Annotated in this window: 21 protein-coding genes; 3 read left to right on the plus strand and 18 right to left on the minus strand. The window is 67.1% G+C overall.

Annotated elements, in window-relative coordinates:
- Positions 1–47: 47 nt before the first annotated feature.
- Together ABD768_RS11155 and ABD768_RS11160 are read left to right on the plus strand one after the other, a co-directional pair.
- Positions 48–470: a hypothetical protein gene (locus ABD768_RS11155; RefSeq protein WP_344840051.1), complete on the plus strand. Its 423-nt coding sequence runs from the start codon at positions 48–50 to the stop codon at positions 468–470.
- On the plus strand, positions 467–1,477 hold the full coding sequence (locus tag ABD768_RS11160) for a hypothetical protein (protein WP_344840054.1): 1,011 nt from the start codon (positions 467–469) through the stop codon (positions 1,475–1,477). The genes ABD768_RS11155 and ABD768_RS11160 overlap by 4 nt, the downstream gene beginning before the upstream one ends.
- Here ABD768_RS11160 and ABD768_RS11165 read toward each other — a convergent pair.
- The 12 genes from ABD768_RS11165 to ABD768_RS11225 all read right to left on the minus strand — a co-directional run bounded on the left by ABD768_RS11165 (position 1,463) and on the right by ABD768_RS11225 (position 8,635).
- Positions 1,463–2,215: a hypothetical protein gene (locus tag ABD768_RS11165; RefSeq protein WP_344840057.1), complete on the minus strand. Its 753-nt coding sequence runs from the start codon at positions 2,213–2,215 to the stop codon at positions 1,463–1,465. The genes ABD768_RS11160 and ABD768_RS11165 overlap by 15 nt on opposite strands.
- Entirely contained in the window at positions 2,208–2,741 is a 534-nt protein-coding gene (locus tag ABD768_RS11170; RefSeq protein ID WP_343976484.1) for a SigE family RNA polymerase sigma factor, read from the minus strand. The genes ABD768_RS11165 and ABD768_RS11170 overlap by 8 nt, the downstream gene beginning before the upstream one ends.
- A gap of 4 nt (positions 2,742–2,745) precedes the next feature.
- Complete coding sequence (locus ABD768_RS11175) at positions 2,746–3,366, minus strand: class I SAM-dependent methyltransferase (protein ID WP_343976481.1); 621 nt, start codon at positions 3,364–3,366, stop codon at positions 2,746–2,748.
- Positions 3,359–4,171: a tRNA pseudouridine(38-40) synthase TruA gene (gene truA, locus ABD768_RS11180; RefSeq protein ID WP_343976479.1), complete on the minus strand. Its 813-nt coding sequence runs from the start codon at positions 4,169–4,171 to the stop codon at positions 3,359–3,361. The genes ABD768_RS11175 and truA overlap by 8 nt, the downstream gene beginning before the upstream one ends.
- 74 nt (positions 4,172–4,245) lie before the next feature.
- Complete coding sequence (rplQ, locus tag ABD768_RS43100) at positions 4,246–4,950, minus strand: 50S ribosomal protein L17, sunset domain variant (protein WP_425552162.1); 705 nt, start codon at positions 4,948–4,950, stop codon at positions 4,246–4,248.
- A gap of 59 nt (positions 4,951–5,009) precedes the next feature.
- Positions 5,010–6,035: a DNA-directed RNA polymerase subunit alpha gene (locus ABD768_RS11195; RefSeq protein ID WP_112243143.1), complete on the minus strand. Its 1,026-nt coding sequence runs from the start codon at positions 6,033–6,035 to the stop codon at positions 5,010–5,012.
- 106 nt (positions 6,036–6,141) lie between these two features.
- Positions 6,142–6,750, minus strand: coding sequence for a 30S ribosomal protein S4 (gene rpsD / locus ABD768_RS11200; RefSeq protein WP_328329366.1), 609 nt, complete (start codon positions 6,748–6,750; stop codon positions 6,142–6,144).
- Positions 6,751–6,775: 25 nt separating this feature from the next.
- Positions 6,776–7,183 carry a 30S ribosomal protein S11 gene (gene rpsK / locus ABD768_RS11205; RefSeq protein ID WP_012923659.1) on the minus strand — a complete coding sequence of 136 codons (408 nt, stop codon included), beginning with the start codon at positions 7,181–7,183 and terminating at the stop codon, positions 6,776–6,778.
- 38 nt (positions 7,184–7,221) lie between these two features.
- Positions 7,222–7,593, minus strand: coding sequence for a 30S ribosomal protein S13 (gene rpsM, locus ABD768_RS11210; protein WP_012923660.1), 372 nt, complete (start codon positions 7,591–7,593; stop codon positions 7,222–7,224).
- A 187-nt stretch (positions 7,594–7,780) separates the two neighbouring features.
- Complete coding sequence (gene rpmJ, locus ABD768_RS11215) at positions 7,781–7,894, minus strand: 50S ribosomal protein L36 (protein WP_008361054.1); 114 nt, start codon at positions 7,892–7,894, stop codon at positions 7,781–7,783.
- A gap of 34 nt (positions 7,895–7,928) precedes the next feature.
- A complete protein-coding gene (infA, locus tag ABD768_RS11220; RefSeq protein ID WP_012923661.1) occupies positions 7,929–8,150 on the minus strand; it encodes a translation initiation factor IF-1 in 222 nt (73 codons plus the stop codon).
- Between the two features lie 146 nt (positions 8,151–8,296).
- Entirely contained in the window at positions 8,297–8,635 is a 339-nt protein-coding gene (locus tag ABD768_RS11225; RefSeq protein ID WP_343976473.1) for a winged helix-turn-helix transcriptional regulator, read from the minus strand.
- An 84-nt stretch (positions 8,636–8,719) separates the two neighbouring features.
- On the opposite strand from ABD768_RS11225, the gene ABD768_RS11230 reads away from it, so the two are divergent.
- Complete coding sequence (locus tag ABD768_RS11230; protein ID WP_344840065.1) at positions 8,720–9,589, plus strand: NAD(P)-dependent oxidoreductase; 870 nt, start codon at positions 8,720–8,722, stop codon at positions 9,587–9,589.
- Here the strand turns inward: ABD768_RS11230 and ABD768_RS11235 are convergent.
- The 6 genes from ABD768_RS11235 to rplO all read right to left on the minus strand — a co-directional run bounded on the left by ABD768_RS11235 (position 9,586) and on the right by rplO (position 14,216).
- A complete protein-coding gene (locus ABD768_RS11235) occupies positions 9,586–10,398 on the minus strand; it encodes a hypothetical protein (RefSeq protein ID WP_343976468.1) in 813 nt (270 codons plus the stop codon). The two genes, ABD768_RS11230 and ABD768_RS11235, sit on opposite strands and share 4 nt — an antisense overlap.
- Complete coding sequence (locus ABD768_RS11240; protein WP_344840067.1) at positions 10,395–10,847, minus strand: DUF1707 SHOCT-like domain-containing protein; 453 nt, start codon at positions 10,845–10,847, stop codon at positions 10,395–10,397. The genes ABD768_RS11235 and ABD768_RS11240 overlap by 4 nt, the downstream gene beginning before the upstream one ends.
- Positions 10,848–10,931: 84 nt before the next feature.
- Positions 10,932–11,756, minus strand: a complete 825-nt coding sequence (gene map / locus ABD768_RS11245) for a type I methionyl aminopeptidase (RefSeq protein WP_344840070.1) — start codon at positions 11,754–11,756, stop codon at positions 10,932–10,934.
- A 10-nt stretch (positions 11,757–11,766) separates the two neighbouring features.
- A complete protein-coding gene (locus ABD768_RS11250) occupies positions 11,767–12,339 on the minus strand; it encodes an adenylate kinase (RefSeq protein ID WP_343976459.1) in 573 nt (190 codons plus the stop codon).
- Positions 12,339–13,640: a preprotein translocase subunit SecY gene (gene secY, locus ABD768_RS11255; protein ID WP_343976456.1), complete on the minus strand. Its 1,302-nt coding sequence runs from the start codon at positions 13,638–13,640 to the stop codon at positions 12,339–12,341. Before secY ends, ABD768_RS11250 begins: the two co-directional genes overlap by 1 nt.
- 135 nt (positions 13,641–13,775) lie before the next feature.
- Complete coding sequence (rplO, locus tag ABD768_RS11260; RefSeq protein WP_343976453.1) at positions 13,776–14,216, minus strand: 50S ribosomal protein L15; 441 nt, start codon at positions 14,214–14,216, stop codon at positions 13,776–13,778.

Consider the following 14,216-nt stretch of genomic DNA (forward strand, 5'->3'; position numbering starts at 1 on the left):
GCCGCCCGCGACCGGTTATCGTCTTCCCTGACCGAACAGGGAGAACGATGACCGACAACCCGGCCGACTACGAGACCTTCCAGGCCGAGATGCGCCGGCTGCTCTCGGATCTCAAGGGCGCCGCCCCCGAGATCGTCGAGGCGGAGACCGCGCGACTGCAGGCGATGGCCGAGCAGGTCCAGGACGAGCGCGGCCGCGAACGTGCCCGCTTCCGCGCCGCGGAGTTGCCGCGCCTGCTGGCCGGACCGGCCCCGGCGACCAGTGAGCAGTTCCGGCAGGCACAGATCCTGTTCGCCGAGGCGATCGACGGCGACGGACCCGCGCAGACCCGGATCGCGGAGATCGAGCGCGCGATCGAGCAGATCGGCCTGCTGTCGACCCAGGCGCCGCGCCGCGAGGCCGGTGCGATCCGCCGGATGTCCAGCCCGCTGATCCGGCTCGTCGACCACCTCCGGAGTACGGCCGGATGAGCGAGGGTCGGCCGGTCCCCCGCAACAGCAACGAGTACCTCTGGGTCCAGAGCGTGATCCGGTCGGTGGAGAAGCTCTCCGGCCGGCCGTCGCGGTGGAACGGCGAGCTGTACGAGGAGACCCGGCCGAACGTGGCCGGGAGCGCGCGGGACGACGGCGGGATGACGCTCAAGGTCAACGAGGTGCTCAAGCCGATCGCCCAGGCGTACACGGCGGGCCGTCCGCTCACCCCGGAAGAACTGATCGATGCGCAGGACGCCGTCCTGACCGTGGTCCACGAGGCGAAGCACCTCACCAATGCGCTGGGCGACGAGTCCGGGCCCGGCGCGACCGAGGTCTACTCCCCCGACACCTTGGTGGTCGAGGAGGGGCTGACCGAGACCTGGGCGCACGAGAACGTCAACGACGTCATCCAGGACATCGGTATGGACCGGGTGCAACCGGAACTCCTCGGCGTCGACTCGCCTGATTCCTACCCGGCGTACACGGCCGCGACCGACGAACTGGTTCGCGGTACGGCCGACGTCACCGGGCTGTCCCAGAGCCAGGTCCGGGAGCAACTGGACCAGGCCCCACGAGCCCAGCGCTGGGGCGCGGCCGCCGATCTGGTGATCGAGAACCGGCTGAGCGACGTACTGCCACCGCAGGACCGCGAAGCGGTCAGAACCGAACTACTGCAGTCCATGCGGCCCGCCATCGCCGACGTCGTCGGCACCCAACGGGACCGGAATCTTTCCGACGTCGCCAAGAGCATCGGTGGACATCAGCATGCCCAGCGGGCGGTCACGGCCCTGAGTACGACGACTGCTGGGCTTGAGGAGCAGTACCGGAATGCGGGCGCTCAGGCGCAGCAGCAGTCGCCTGAGGTGGCGCATTTGCGGAAGTTCTTGGGTGGACCGCCGCCGCAGGCTGGGAGCTATCGCGGGGGTCAGGGGGACGGCGCCGCGCCCGACAACGTGCGGTCGTTGCGGGCCAAGCCGGAGAAGGGGCAGTCACCATCCCTTTAGGTGGTCGAGGTAGATGCCACCGGCTGGGCGGACCGTGCCCGTCATGAAGAGTTTGAGCGGGGCGGCGTACAGGCCGTAGGTGCGGGTGCCGGTGAAGAAACCGGCCGACGAGCAGCCGTCGTAGCCGACCCAGACCTCGCGGATCCCCGTCGCCGTGTCGAAGCGCAGCACGATCGCTTCCTTCGGCCGGGCCGTCTGCGGCGTGCACTTGAAGACGGGCAGGCTCGGGTTGCGCTCCGGCAGCACCTTGATCGCGTCGACCACCTGCTGTGCCGTGGCCGCGTTGAAGTGCGCCGACCCGAGCAGCATCTGCGCGCCCTCAAGGCGGTAGCGACAGACCTCGAGGCCGAAGACGATGGCGTGGTCGAGATCCAGGCCGTCGCCGGACGGCAGTGCTTCGTGAGTGGGCGCCGCGAGGATCGCGTGCTGTTCCGGACACACAACGGTGGCCTCTGCCGGAGCCCCCGGCGCCATCTTCGAGCCGTTGTCCGCAGCGGAGCCGGCGGTCGAGCTGGTGGTGACCGGCGACGGACCGCCGATGACCCCCCACACTCCCCCGATCGCCGCGACGACCACTACCGCCGCAGCGGCCATCGTGAGCCGTTGCCGCCGCCTGTGGACCCGTCTGCGCGCTTCCGCGGCGTAGCCGGCACTACGCAAGCCCTGCACCGTGTGGGCCTTGCTCTGGAAGGCATCCGCGATCTGCGGGCCGAGCTCCTGCTCGTCCGGCTCAGGCATCCTCGGCTCCTTCCTTGCTCAGCGTGTTCTTCAGTACTGCCAGTGCCCGGTGTACGTGCGATCTGGCCGTGGCTTCGGCGCAGTGCAGCAGGTCTGCGATCTCGGCGTACGAGAGGTCCTCGTAGAAGCGCAGCACCACGGCAGTGCGCTGCTTGTCCGGCAAGGTCGCGCAGAGCGCCCACACGGCCTCTGCCTCGGCTCTGGAGCCGGCACCGTCCGGAGCTGCGGCAGCAGTCCTGGTCGGCTCCTCCACGGGGGCCTCCCGGCGGCGGAAGCGTCGCCACCAGGAGATGTGCGCGTTGACGACCATCCGCTTCACGTAGGCCTCAGGGTCCTCCGCCCGGCTGACCCGGCCCCAGCGCGCACAAGCGGTTGTCAGGGCGTCCTGAACCGCATCCTCGGCCAGCGTCTTGTCGCCGGTCAGGACGTAAGCGAACCGCAGCAGCGCATCGGACTTCTCCGTCACCCACAACTCGAAGTCGATAGCGCTGGATTGTGCCTCTGCTGCCGCCAAGGCTGCCTCCATACCCTCAGGACGGCGCTGGATCCTCGTTCGTTGCAGTCACCCGCAGAACCCTGAAGCCCTTCGCGCTGGCGATCCGCTCGCAGGGGTAACCCTGCTCACCCAGCCAGCGCTGCAGCGAGTCCGCACCGAGGTTCTTGCCGACGACGAACCATCCCACGCCGTCGGGGGCAAGGCGAGCAAGCCAGTGCAGCAGCATCTTGTGCAGCTCGGGCTTGCCGATGTGGATGGCCGGGTTGGACCAGATCTGGTCGAACCGCACATCCTCCGGCACGTCTTCCACCAGGCTGGCGTGCACTCGTTCAGCAACCCCAGCAGCCTTGGCGTTCTCAGCAGTGAGCTCCAGTGCCCGGTTGTTCACGTCCACTGCCCAGACCTGCGCCTCAGGGTCCTCCACCGCCAGGGCACACGCGATCGGGCCGTAGCCGGTGCCCAGGTCGAGGTAGGTGCCGCCTGTGGTCGGTACGGGCGCCTCGCGCAGCAGGATCGACGTACCGAGGTCCAGCCGGTCGCGGGAGAAGACACCACTCGACGTGGTGAAGGTGTACTCACGTCCCCAGATCCGGGCGCCGACGGTACGCCGTACGTCGGCTGAGGTCGGCTCTGCCGTGAAAAAGTGGTCAGCCACGCGTGTGAACCTCTCCCCTGACGTTGCGAGCCTCGATGGCCCTCGCCGCCAGCTGGTCGTCTTCTGGGTACCCGACTTCTTCCAGGGTGAGCCCATGGGCGGGCAGAACGGTCACTGCCGAGTCCCGGACCTTCGCTGCCAGCACCTTGGCCGGCCAGTCCAGGTCACGGCGTCCGTCGCCCACCGGGACGATCGACCCCACCAGGGCCCGCACCATCGAGTGGCAGAAGGCATCCGCGATCACAGTGGCCTCGACCAGGCCGGGCGCAGTACGGCGCCAGCTGAACTCCTGCAGGGCGCGGACCGTACTGGCACCCTCCCGTCGCTTGCAGAAGGCGGCGAAGTCGTGCTCGCCCAGCAGCCGGGCAGAGGCCTCGTTCATCCGGTCCACGTCGAGTGGCTGCAGCACGCGCAGTACGTGGTTCCTGGTCAGCGGATCCCGGGCGATGTTGTCGTCGCAGATCCGGTAGACGTAGCGGCGCCACAGGGCCGAGAAGCGGGCGTCGAACCCCTCGGGAGCTTCCATGCCCTTGATCACCCAGACATCGTCCGGCAGTACGCCGTTGAGCCGGTGGACCAGGTTCCGCGCGACGATCCCCTCGGGCAGCCAGACATGGACGACCTGGCCTCTGGCGTGGACGCCGGTGTCGGTCCGGCCGGCACAAGTCACGGACGGGAGCTCGGGCTGCCGCAGTACGGTGGCCAGCGCCTGCTCAAGCACCCCCTGGACGGTCCTGAGGCCCTCCTGACGGGCCCAGCCGTGGAATTCGGTGCCGTCATACCTGAGATCGATCCGCCAGCGCACAGGGCAATCTAACGCAGCAGCGCCCCTCCCCCCGAAAACGGGTGAAGGGGCGCTGCCGATGCGCTGCTGAGGAGTTACTTGTCCTCGGCGGTCTCGCCGGCCTTCGTGAAGCCGGCGGCCTGAGCGGCCTCTTCGGTCTGGAACCAGACCTCGGCGACCGTCTGGTCGTACCACGGCGAGTCGGTGCCGTGGTACTTCATCGAGTCCTCGTTGCCCTTGATGGTGTAGCCCTCGGGAGCGGCGCCGCCGTCCAGCGGAGCCGCGGAGCCCTCGTACTTGCCCGCGACGACGTCCTGGACCTTGGTCTCCTCGGCCGGGGTGTCCTCGACCTTGGCCTCGTCCTTGGCGGCCGCCTTCTTCGCGGTCGCCTTCTTGGCCGGAGCAGCCTTCTTCGCCGCGGCCTTGGCCTTCGGCGAGTCGGCCAGCGCCTCGACCAGCTCGATCTTCACCATGGGGGCGTTGTCGCCCTTGCGGGGGCCGAGCTTGATGATCCGGGTGTAGCCGCCCGGACGGTCCGCGTAGCGCTCGCCGATCTCGGTGAACAGCACGTGCACGACGGACTTGTCGCGAATCCGCTTCATCACCTGACGACGCGAGTGCTGGTCACCGCGCTTGGCCTTGGTGATCATCGACTCGGCCAGCGGCTGCAGGCGCTTGGCCTTGGTGGCCGTGGTGGTGATCGCGCCGTGCTCGAACAGCGAGGTGGCCAGGTTGCTGAGGATCAGCTTCTGGTGCGCCGCGCTGCCGCCGAGGCGGGAGCCCTTGGTAGGGGTAGGCATCTGTCTTTACTCCAGAAATCTCAGGCCCGGGTACGGGCCTTGGGATGGGCCTTGCTAGCTCAGTACTGCTCGGTCTCGGCGAAGCTCTCGTCCTCGTCCTCGGCGTCGTCGCCATAGGCCTCAGCGGCGGCGCGCAGGTCGAAGCCGGGGGGCGAGTCCTTCAGCGACAGGCCCATCTCGGCCAGCTTCAGCTTGACCTCGTCGATCGACTTGGAGCCGAAGTTGCGGATGTCCAGCAGGTCCTGCTCGCTGCGCGAGATCAGTTCACCCACGGTGTGGATGCCCTCGCGCTTGAGGCAGTTGTACGACCGGACGGTCAGCTGCAGGTCCTCGACCGGCAGGGCCAGGTCGGCCGCCATCTGCTCGTCGACCGGCGACGGGCCGATGTCGATGCCCTCGGCCTCGACGTTCAGCTCACGGGCCAGGCCGAACAGCTCGACCAGCGTCTTACCGGCCGACGCGACGGCGTCGCGGGGCAGCATCGACGGCTTGGTCTCGACGTCCACGACCAGACGGTCGAAGTCGGTGCGCTGCTCGACACGAGTCGCCTCGACCTTGTACGTGACCTTGAGGACCGGGGAGTAGATCGAGTCGACCGGCATCCGGCCGATCTCGGCGTCCGCGGACTTGTTCTGGATCGCGGACACGTAGCCGCGGCCCCGCTCGACGACCAGCTCCATCTCGAGCCGGCCCTTCTCGTTCAGGGTGGCGATCTTCAGGTCCGGGTTGTGCACCTCGACACCGGCCGGCGGCGCGATGTCGGCGGCGGTCACGTCACCGGGGCCCTGCTTGCGCAGGTACATGGTGACGGGCTCGTCGTGCTCGGAGGAGACGACCAGGTCCTTGAGGTTCAGGATCAGCTGGGTGGCGTCTTCCTTCACCCCGGCGACGGTGGAGAACTCGTGCAGTACCCCGTCGACCTTGATGCTGGTGACGGCCGCGCCCGGGATGGACGACAGCAGGGTACGGCGGATGGAGTTGCCGAGGGTGTAACCGAAGCCCGGCTCCAGCGGCTCGATCACGAACCGCGAGCGGTGCTCGTCGACGACCTCTTCGGCCAGGGTGGGACGCTGCGCAATAAGCACTGTGTGTTCTTCCTTCTAGAGTTCCGCGACGACCACTATTTGAGGTCGCGAACCGAAGAAACGACCCGCGCCGCCGCCGGCTGGACAGCCGGCGGCGGCGACGGAATCAGTTCTTCGAGTAGAGCTCGACGATCAGGTGCTCGGCGACCTGGGTGTCGATCTGCGCCCGGGTGGGCAGCTGGTGAACCAGGATGCGCAGCCGCTCGGGCAGCGCGTCCAGCCAGGCCGGAACCACTCGCTCGGAGTGGGTCTCCCTGGCGATGATGAACGGGGTCATCTCGACCGACTTCGGCCGGACGTCGATCACGTCGTGCGCGGAAACGCGGTACGACGGGATGTTCACCTTGATGCCGTTCACGGTGAAGTGACCGTGCACGACGAGCTGACGGGCCTGACGACGGGTCCGGGCCAGACCGGCGCGGTACACGACGTTGTCGAGGCGCGACTCGAGGATGATCAGCAGGTTGTCACCGGTCTTACCAGGACGCCGCGAGGCCTCCTTGTAGTACAGGCTGAACTGCTTCTCGAGCACGCCGTAGGCGTAACGAGCCTTCTGCTTCTCACGAAGCTGGAGCAGGTACTCGCTCTCCTTGGGACGGCCGCGGCCGTGCATACCCGGCGGGTACGGACGACGCTCGAACGCCTTGTCGCCACCGACGAGGTCGACCCCGAGACGGCGCGACTTCTTGGTCATGGGTCCGGTGTAACGGGCCATTGTTAGTTACCTGCCTCTCTCTGGGTCAGACCCGGCGCCGCTTGGGAGGGCGGCAGCCGTTGTGCGCGGTCGGGGTGACGTCCTGGATGGTGCCGACCTCGAGGCCGACAGCTCCCAGCGAACGGATCGCGGTCTCACGGCCGGAGCCGGGACCCTTGACGAACACGTCGATCTTGCGCATGCCGTGCTCCATCGCCCGGCGCCCAGCGGCCTCGGCGGCCATCTGCGCGGCGAACGGGGTCGACTTGCGCGAGCCCTTGAAGCCGACGGTGCCCGCGGAGGCCCACGAGATGACCGCGCCGGTCGGGTCGGTGATCGTCACGATCGTGTTGTTGAACGTGCTCTTGATGTGCGCGTGGCCGGCGGCCACGTTCTTCTTCTCCTTGCGGCGCACCTTCTTCGCGCCGGCCGCGGTGCGGCTCTTGGGAGGCATAGGTCAGATACTCCTGGGGTGGTCGAAAGTCATCCGGGTCACTTCTTCTTCTTGCCGGCGATCGCCTTGCGACGACCCTTACGGCTGCGGGCGTTGGTCCGCGTGCGCTGACCACGCACCGGCAGGCCGCTGCGGTGCCGGCGACCCTGGTACGACCCGATCTCGATCTTGCGGCGGATGTCCGCGGTCACCTCGCGACGGAGGTCACCTTCGATCTTGTAGTTGCCTTCGATCCAGTCCCGGAGCTTCACCAGCTCCTCGTCGCCCAGTTCGTGGACGCGCTTGTCACCGGAGATGCCGGTGGCTTCGAGCGTCTTCAGGGCGCGAGTGCGACCTACACCGAAGATGTAGGTGAGAGCGACCTCGATGCGCTTGTCGCGCGGAAGGTCAACTCCTACGAGGCGTGCCATGTGGCGGTGTTCCTTTCGTCGGCAGAGGTGTGGTGGCGCGCTGCGTCCTTGCCCGCCTCGGTGAGTTTTTTGTCACCGGCAAGGCCCCGGCCTCTGTTCCGGGGGCAGCGTCCAGCTTGTTGCGGTGCTGGACGAGCATGCGCGCTGTGATGCGAAAGTGCTGTGTCCTGCTCGAGTGGGGCTTGTATCAGCCTTGCCGCTGCTTGTGCCGCGGGTTCTCGCAGATCACCATGACCCGGCCGTGACGGCGGATCACCTTGCACTTGTCGCAGATCTTCTTGACGCTCGGATTGACCTTCATCGAGCTTCTTTCTTCGACAGGTGGTGTGGTGGTCTTACTTGTACCGATAGACGATGCGACCCCGGGTGAGGTCGTACGGCGACAGCTCCACGACTACCCGGTCCTCGGGGAGGATCCGGATGTAGTGCTGCCTCATCTTGCCGCTGATGTGCGCGAGCACCTTGTGCCCGTTGGACAGCTCAACACGGAACATCGCGTTCGGCAGGGCCTCGACGATGGTGCCCTCGAGTTCGATTACTCCCTCTTTTTTGGGCATGTCCTCGCACTTCTGTAGACGACAACTGAATTGGTGGTACTGCCGACCCGCACCGCACTGGGCAGCACGAGAAGAGGCCACGAAGGGCCAAGGAAAGAGTTTACGCCACCGACCCACGAAAAACCCAATCGGGCCTCAGGACCGCCTCAGCAGGGACGGGAGGCCTCGATCTCGGTCAGATGGTCGGCGCCCCACTGATCCAGGGGCATCAACGCGACGTTGAGCGATTCACCAAGCTTGGTAAGAGAGTACTCGACCTTGGGCGGAACCTGGTGGAACACCTCGCGGTGGACGATGTTGCGGCTCTCCAGCTCCCGCAGCTGCTGGATCAGCATCTTCTCGGTCACCCCGGTCACGTCCTTGCGCAGCTCCCCGAACCGGCGCGGCCCGTGGTGCAGCGCCCACAGGATCCTCGGCTTCCACTTCCCGCCGATCACATCCGCCGCGGCGTCCAGTCCACAGGTGTACGGCAGCACCGCGGCCATCGTCCCATCCTTACCTTTTGGTGAGTACCTGACTATTTAGTAGGTATTTGTCGACTTTATAGTCTGACGGCAAGTCTGGACCACATGAAGACACCTGTCACCGTCCTCGGTCTCGGCGCGATGGGCACCGCCCTTGCCCGGGCCTTCCTGGCCGCCGGCCACCCGACCACCGTCTGGAACCGCACCGCAGGCCGCTCCCCCGAGCTCGACGACCTGGGTGTCATCCGCGCGAGGAGCGTCGTCGATGCCGTCGTCGCGAGCCCGTTGGTCGTCGTCTGCCTACTGGACGACACCTCGGTCCGCAGCACGCTCCAGCCGGCAGCCTCGGAGCTCTCGCGGCGGACGCTGGTCAACCTCACCAACGGCACTCCCGAGCAGGCCCGGCGAGGCCTCGACTGGGCCGCACAGCACGGAGCGCAGTACCTGGACGGCGGGATCATGGCTGTCCCCGGGATGATCGGCGGGCCGGCCGCGTTCATCCTCTACAGCGGTTCGGCGGAGGCGTTCGAACAGCACCGGGACGACCTCGCGGTACTGGGCAGACCGACGTACGTCGGTGCCGACGCCGGGCTCGCTGCCCTGCAGGACCTGGCGTTGCTCAGTGCGATGTACGGGATGTTCGGCGGTGTCGCGCACGCCCTCGCGATGGTCTCCAGCGAGAAGCTCTCGCCGACCGCGTTCACCGATGACCTGCTGGTCCCCTGGCTCACCGCCATGCTTGGCTCGGTCACCAGGCTGGCCAAGGATCTCGAGTACGGCGCCGAATCGGGCGCGGCCGGCTCCAACCTCGCCATGCAGGCCGCTGCCTTCGGCAACTTCATCGATGCGTCGGAGGCTCAGGGCGTCGATCCGATGGTGCTGCGGCCGATCCACAGCTTGCTCGACCGGGCCGTCGCAGAGGGCCACGGCGATGAGGACCTGGCAGTGCTGGTGCGGCTACTCGCCAAGAACTAAAGGGATCCGGTGGCCAGCCACTGCTCGCCGGCTTGCCACACGTGCTCCGGCATCAGGTCGAGGAGGTCGCAAGCCGCGTCGAGTTGCGCGAGCGCAGTACCGGTGTCGCGGTAGGCGGGCAGGATGACTACGAAGCGGCGGCCTTCGGAGCTGAAGCCGAAGGGTGGGACCTGGGCCAGCGCCTCAGCGGCGCGGGGATGCAGGACCTGGCTGGCCAAGTCCTCGCGACCGTTGAACAGCTGGTACGTACCGGGCAGCCCTTCGATCTGGAGCTTGATCGGCAGCAGGCTGGCCGCCGCGACCGGAGCGAGCTGAGCAGGCAGCACCTGCAACGGCGGCAGCGGGCGGTCGACGGCCAGGTCGAGGAAGTCGAACCCCAACTGGCGCCGCCCGACCTTGTGCCGGAAGCGGCCCGCCAGCAGCTCGCGGCCGCGGTGGCGCCCCGTGGTGACGTCGAAGACCTCGGCCGCGAGGTCAGTGCTGAACGGCGGGAACGGCCAGCGCTCGAGCAGTCTCGGGTCGGCCGCGCCGACCTGCCAGCCGAGCTGCTCGGCGGTCTCCGCCCAGGCCCGCCGCTGCTTGCCGTCGGACAGCCGCATCGCGACCGTGAAGATCACCAGGACCAGGAACCAGGCCAGGACCAGCCAGCCGACCCAGCGCGGTTCGACCAGCAGGCCGGCGATCACCAGCGGGATCGCGATCGCGAACCAGAGTACGAAGACCAGCGCGGACCCCTGCCGCAGTTGCCACACCCAGTCCGGCCGGAGCCGTGGACGCCGGGTGTGACGACTGACCGGGGCCGCCGTCAACGTCGCTTTCCGAGCTGGCCGAGGATGATGAACGCCCACGGGATCAACAGCCAGACCGGCCAGAACTTCGGCCAGTCCCCGCCGTTGCCGAGCCCGACCACGAACCAGATCACCACGTTCAGCAAGACGACGCCGCCGAAGCCACCGCCGAGGGCGACCAGGCCGTTCCCGCGCTTGTTCATCGGCTGCCGCTCGGGGAAGTCACCGGGAGCCGGCGCGGGCGTCGTGTTCTGCACCACCGCAGGGGTCTGGTACGTCCGTACCGGCGGCAGGTCGCGGACCAGCGGTTCCAGCTCGCCGTACGTCTGGACGGCGTACAACTGGTCGAGCCGCGAGCTGAACTCGGGCTGATCCAGCCGGCCGTCGGCGAAGGCGTCCCGCAACCGGCCGGCGATCTTGTCGCGGTCGGCCTCGGTGAACCGCTGGTGTGGCTGGTACTGACTGGGCATGCCTCAAGTGTGCCTCAGCTCGGGAGCGCACGGCGTCCCCCGGCCGGTGGATGGCGGAGTCACTCGGAGAGTGGACCCGGTGGGTCAGTCGGCCAGCGGGCCGAACGTGACGCCGAGCTCCTTGAGCTTGGCCTCGCCGCCGTCGAGGGCGGTCAGCACCCAGGGCCCTTGCGGGGTGAGGGTGAAGGTGTGCTCGGTGTGCGCGGCGGCCAGCCCGTCGTCCGTGACGACCGTCCAGTCGTCCTCGAGCGTGTGGTTGTCCTGTTTGCCCAGCGTGAGCATCGGCTCGACTGCCAGCGCGAGACCCTCGACCAGCTTGGGCCCCTTGCCCGCCTTGCCGAAGTTCGGCACGTTCGGCGGCTGGTGCATCGCCGTCCCGATCCCGTGCCCGACGAAGTCCTCGACGATCCCGTACGCCGAGTTGGCGCGCACGTGCCGCTCCACCGCCGCCGAGATGTCGCTCAGCCGGCCGCCCAGCCTGGCAGCAGCGAACCCCTGCCACATCGACTCTTCGCAGATCCGGGCCAGCTCGAGCAGCTCCGGAGCGGCCTGGCCGACGCCGACCGTGATGGCCGCGTCGCCGTGCCAGCCGTTGACGATCGCACCGCAGTCGATCGAGATGAGATCGCCTTCGGCCAGCACCCGGTCGCCCGGGATGCCGTGCACGATCTCGTCGTTCACCGACGCGCAGATCGAGCCGGTGAAGCCGTGATAGCCCAGGAACGACGGCGTCGCGCCGGCCGAGCGGATCGCGTCCTCGGCGATCGCGTCCAGCTCACCGGTGGTGATACCGGGCTTGACCTCGCCGCGGAGCAGTTCCAGCGTGCGGCCGACGACCAGGCCGGCCGCACGCATGGAGATGATCTGTTCGCGGGTCTTGATCTCGATCCCGCGGTCCTTGAAGATCACTGAACTGCTCTTAACCTTCCAGGGTTTTCAACGCAGTGAGCACTCGCTCGCTGACCTCTTCGATCTCGCCGACGCCGTCCACCTCGACCAGCAGGCCGCGCTGGGCATACACCCGCAGCAGCGGCTTGGTCTCGGCGGTGTAGACCTCCTGGCGATGCCGGATGACATCCTCGGAGTCGTCGCTGCGCCCGTCCACCTTGGCCCGGTTGAGCATCCGGTCGACCAGTACGTCGGTGTCCGCGACCAGCGCGACCACGGCGTCCAGCTGGTGGCCGTGCTCGGCCAGGATGTCGTCCAGCGTGCCGACCTGCGGCAGCGTCCGCGGGTACCCGTCGAGCAGGAAGCCCTCACCCGCGTCCGCCTCCGACAACCGGTCGCGCACCATTGCGTTGGTGACCTCGTCGGGGACGTAGTTGCCCGCGTCCATGTACCGCTTCGCCTCGAGACCCAGCGGGGTCTCGTCCTTCACGTTCGCGCGGAAGATGTCGCCGGTGGATACGGCCGGGATCCCGAGCCGGTCCGCAAGCACCTTTGCCTGCGTACCCTTACCCGCTCCGGGCGGACCCATCAGCAACATTCTCATCAGCGCAGGAACCCTTCGTAATTACGTTGCTGCAGCTGCGACTCGATCTGCTTCACCGTGTCCAGACCGACGCCCACCATGATCAGGATCGACGTACCACCGAACGGGAAGTTCTGGCTGGCGTTGAGCAGGACGAGGGCGACCAGCGGAATCATCGAGATGATCGCCAGGTAGATCGCGCCGGGCAACGTGATGCGGGACAGAACGTAGGAGAGGTACTCCTCGGTCGGCCGGCCCGCCCGGATCCCGGGAATGAAGCCGCCGTACTTCTTCATGTTGTCTGCAACTTCCTTCGGATTGAAGGTAATCGAGACGTAGAAGTACGTGAAGAAGATGATCAGGGCGACATACGTCACCATGTAGATCGGGTGATCGCCCTTGACCAGGTTGCCCTGGATCCACTGCGCCCATGGTTTGTCCTGCCGGAACTGGCTGACCAGCACCGGCAGATACAGCAGGCTCGAGGCGAAGATGACCGGGATGACGCCGGCCTGGTTCACCTTCAGCGGGATGTACGTCGAGGTGCCGCCGAACATCTTCCGGCCGACCATCCGCTTGGCGTACTGCACCGGGATCCGGCGTTGCGCCTGTTCGATGAAGATGACCGCGGCCATGATCACCAACCCGATGACGAGCACGACGATGAAGGTGCCGATGCCCTTCGACTTGCGGATGCTCCACAGCTGGGTCGGGAAGGTGGCGACGATCTGGGTGAAGATCAGGATCGACATGCCGTTGCCGACACCGCGATCGGTGATCAGCTCACCCAGCCACATCACCACACCGGTACCGGCGGTCATGGTGAGCACCATCACGACGACCGGGAACCAGCCGTCCTTGTACAGCAGCGGTTCGCTGCAGCCCTGGAAGAGCCGGCCGGGGGTGCGGGCGAGCGCGACGAACGCGGTCGCCTGCAGGATCGCCAGTCCGACGGTCAGGAAGCGGGTGTACTGGGTGATCTTGGTCTGGCCCGCCTGGCCCTCCTTCTTCAGCGACTCCAGCCGCGGGATGACCACGGTGAGCAGCTGCAGAATGATGCTGGCGGTGATGTACGGCATGATGCCCAGCGCGAAGATCGCGAGCTGCAGCAGTGCCCCACCGGAGAACAGGTTGATCAGGTTGTACAGGTTCGCGTTCGCGCCGTTCTTACCCACGTCAATGCAGGTATGCAGCGACTTGACGTTGACGCCAGGTGCCGGCACGACGGAGCCGATCCGGAAGATCACGACGATGAAGAGCACGAACAAGATCTTCCGGCGCAGGTCCGGAGTCTTGAACGCGTTGGCAAAGGCGCCTAACACCCTGTCCTCCCACATGTTTTCCTTGCCCCGGGCAGGGCAGGGCACTAGCAAAGCAGCTGGGCAAGAGACGAACCAGGGCCCGTCCGAACTCCAGCGCACAATATACAAGCGCTGGCTCGCACGAGCCCTGGGTACTCACACCTCGGTAGTGGTTCCTCCGGCCGCCGCGATCTTCTCCTTGGCGGACTTCGAGAACTTGTGCACCGAAACTTGCAGAGCAACCGTGAGCTCGCCGTCGCCCAGCACCTTCACCGGGAGACTGTCACGGACCGCGCCCTTGGCGACCAGGTCGGCTACGCCGATCTCGCCACCGTCAGGAAACAGCTGTCCGAGCTTGTCCAGGTTAACGACCTGGAACTCCACTCGGTTCCTGCTCTTGAAGCCCTTCAGCTTCGGGAGCCGCATGTGCAACGGCATCTGGCCACCCTCGAAGTTCTCGGGGATGTTGTTACGGGCCTTGCTGCCCTTGGTACCGCGGCCGGCCGTCTTGCCCTTGGAGCCCTCACCACGACCAACGCGGGTCTTGGCGGTCTTGGCTCCGGGCGCCGGACGCAGGTGATGAACCTTGAGCGCCAT

This window comes from Kribbella ginsengisoli (assembly GCF_039537185.1).
GTDB classification, from domain to species: Bacteria; Actinomycetota; Actinomycetes; order Propionibacteriales; family Kribbellaceae; genus Kribbella; species Kribbella koreensis.

Coding starts and splice junctions, on each gene's coding strand:
- ABD768_RS11155 (WP_344840051.1), top strand. CDS start 48: ATGACCGACAACCCGGCCGACTACGAGACCTTCCAGGCCGAGATGCGC.
- ABD768_RS11160 (WP_344840054.1), top strand. CDS start 467: ATGAGCGAGGGTCGGCCGGTCCCCCGCAACAGCAACGAGTACCTCTGG.
- ABD768_RS11165 (WP_344840057.1), bottom strand. CDS start 2,215: ATGCCTGAGCCGGACGAGCAGGAGCTCGGCCCGCAGATCGCGGATGCC.
- ABD768_RS11170 (WP_343976484.1), bottom strand. CDS start 2,741: ATGGAGGCAGCCTTGGCGGCAGCAGAGGCACAATCCAGCGCTATCGAC.
- rplQ (WP_425552162.1), bottom strand. CDS start 4,950: ATGCCTACCCCTACCAAGGGCTCCCGCCTCGGCGGCAGCGCGGCGCAC.
- rpsD (WP_328329366.1), bottom strand. CDS start 6,750: ATGGCCCGTTACACCGGACCCATGACCAAGAAGTCGCGCCGTCTCGGG.
- rpsK (WP_012923659.1), bottom strand. CDS start 7,183: ATGCCTCCCAAGAGCCGCACCGCGGCCGGCGCGAAGAAGGTGCGCCGC.
- rpsM (WP_012923660.1), bottom strand. CDS start 7,593: ATGGCACGCCTCGTAGGAGTTGACCTTCCGCGCGACAAGCGCATCGAG.
- rpmJ (WP_008361054.1), bottom strand. CDS start 7,894: ATGAAGGTCAATCCGAGCGTCAAGAAGATCTGCGACAAGTGCAAGGTG.
- infA (WP_012923661.1), bottom strand. CDS start 8,150: ATGCCCAAAAAAGAGGGAGTAATCGAACTCGAGGGCACCATCGTCGAG.
- ABD768_RS11225 (WP_343976473.1), bottom strand. CDS start 8,635: ATGGCCGCGGTGCTGCCGTACACCTGTGGACTGGACGCCGCGGCGGAT.
- ABD768_RS11230 (WP_344840065.1), top strand. CDS start 8,720: ATGAAGACACCTGTCACCGTCCTCGGTCTCGGCGCGATGGGCACCGCC.
- ABD768_RS11240 (WP_344840067.1), bottom strand. CDS start 10,847: ATGCCCAGTCAGTACCAGCCACACCAGCGGTTCACCGAGGCCGACCGC.
- ABD768_RS11250 (WP_343976459.1), bottom strand. CDS start 12,339: ATGAGAATGTTGCTGATGGGTCCGCCCGGAGCGGGTAAGGGTACGCAG.
- rplO (WP_343976453.1), bottom strand. CDS start 14,216: ATGGCGCTCAAGGTTCATCACCTGCGTCCGGCGCCCGGAGCCAAGACC.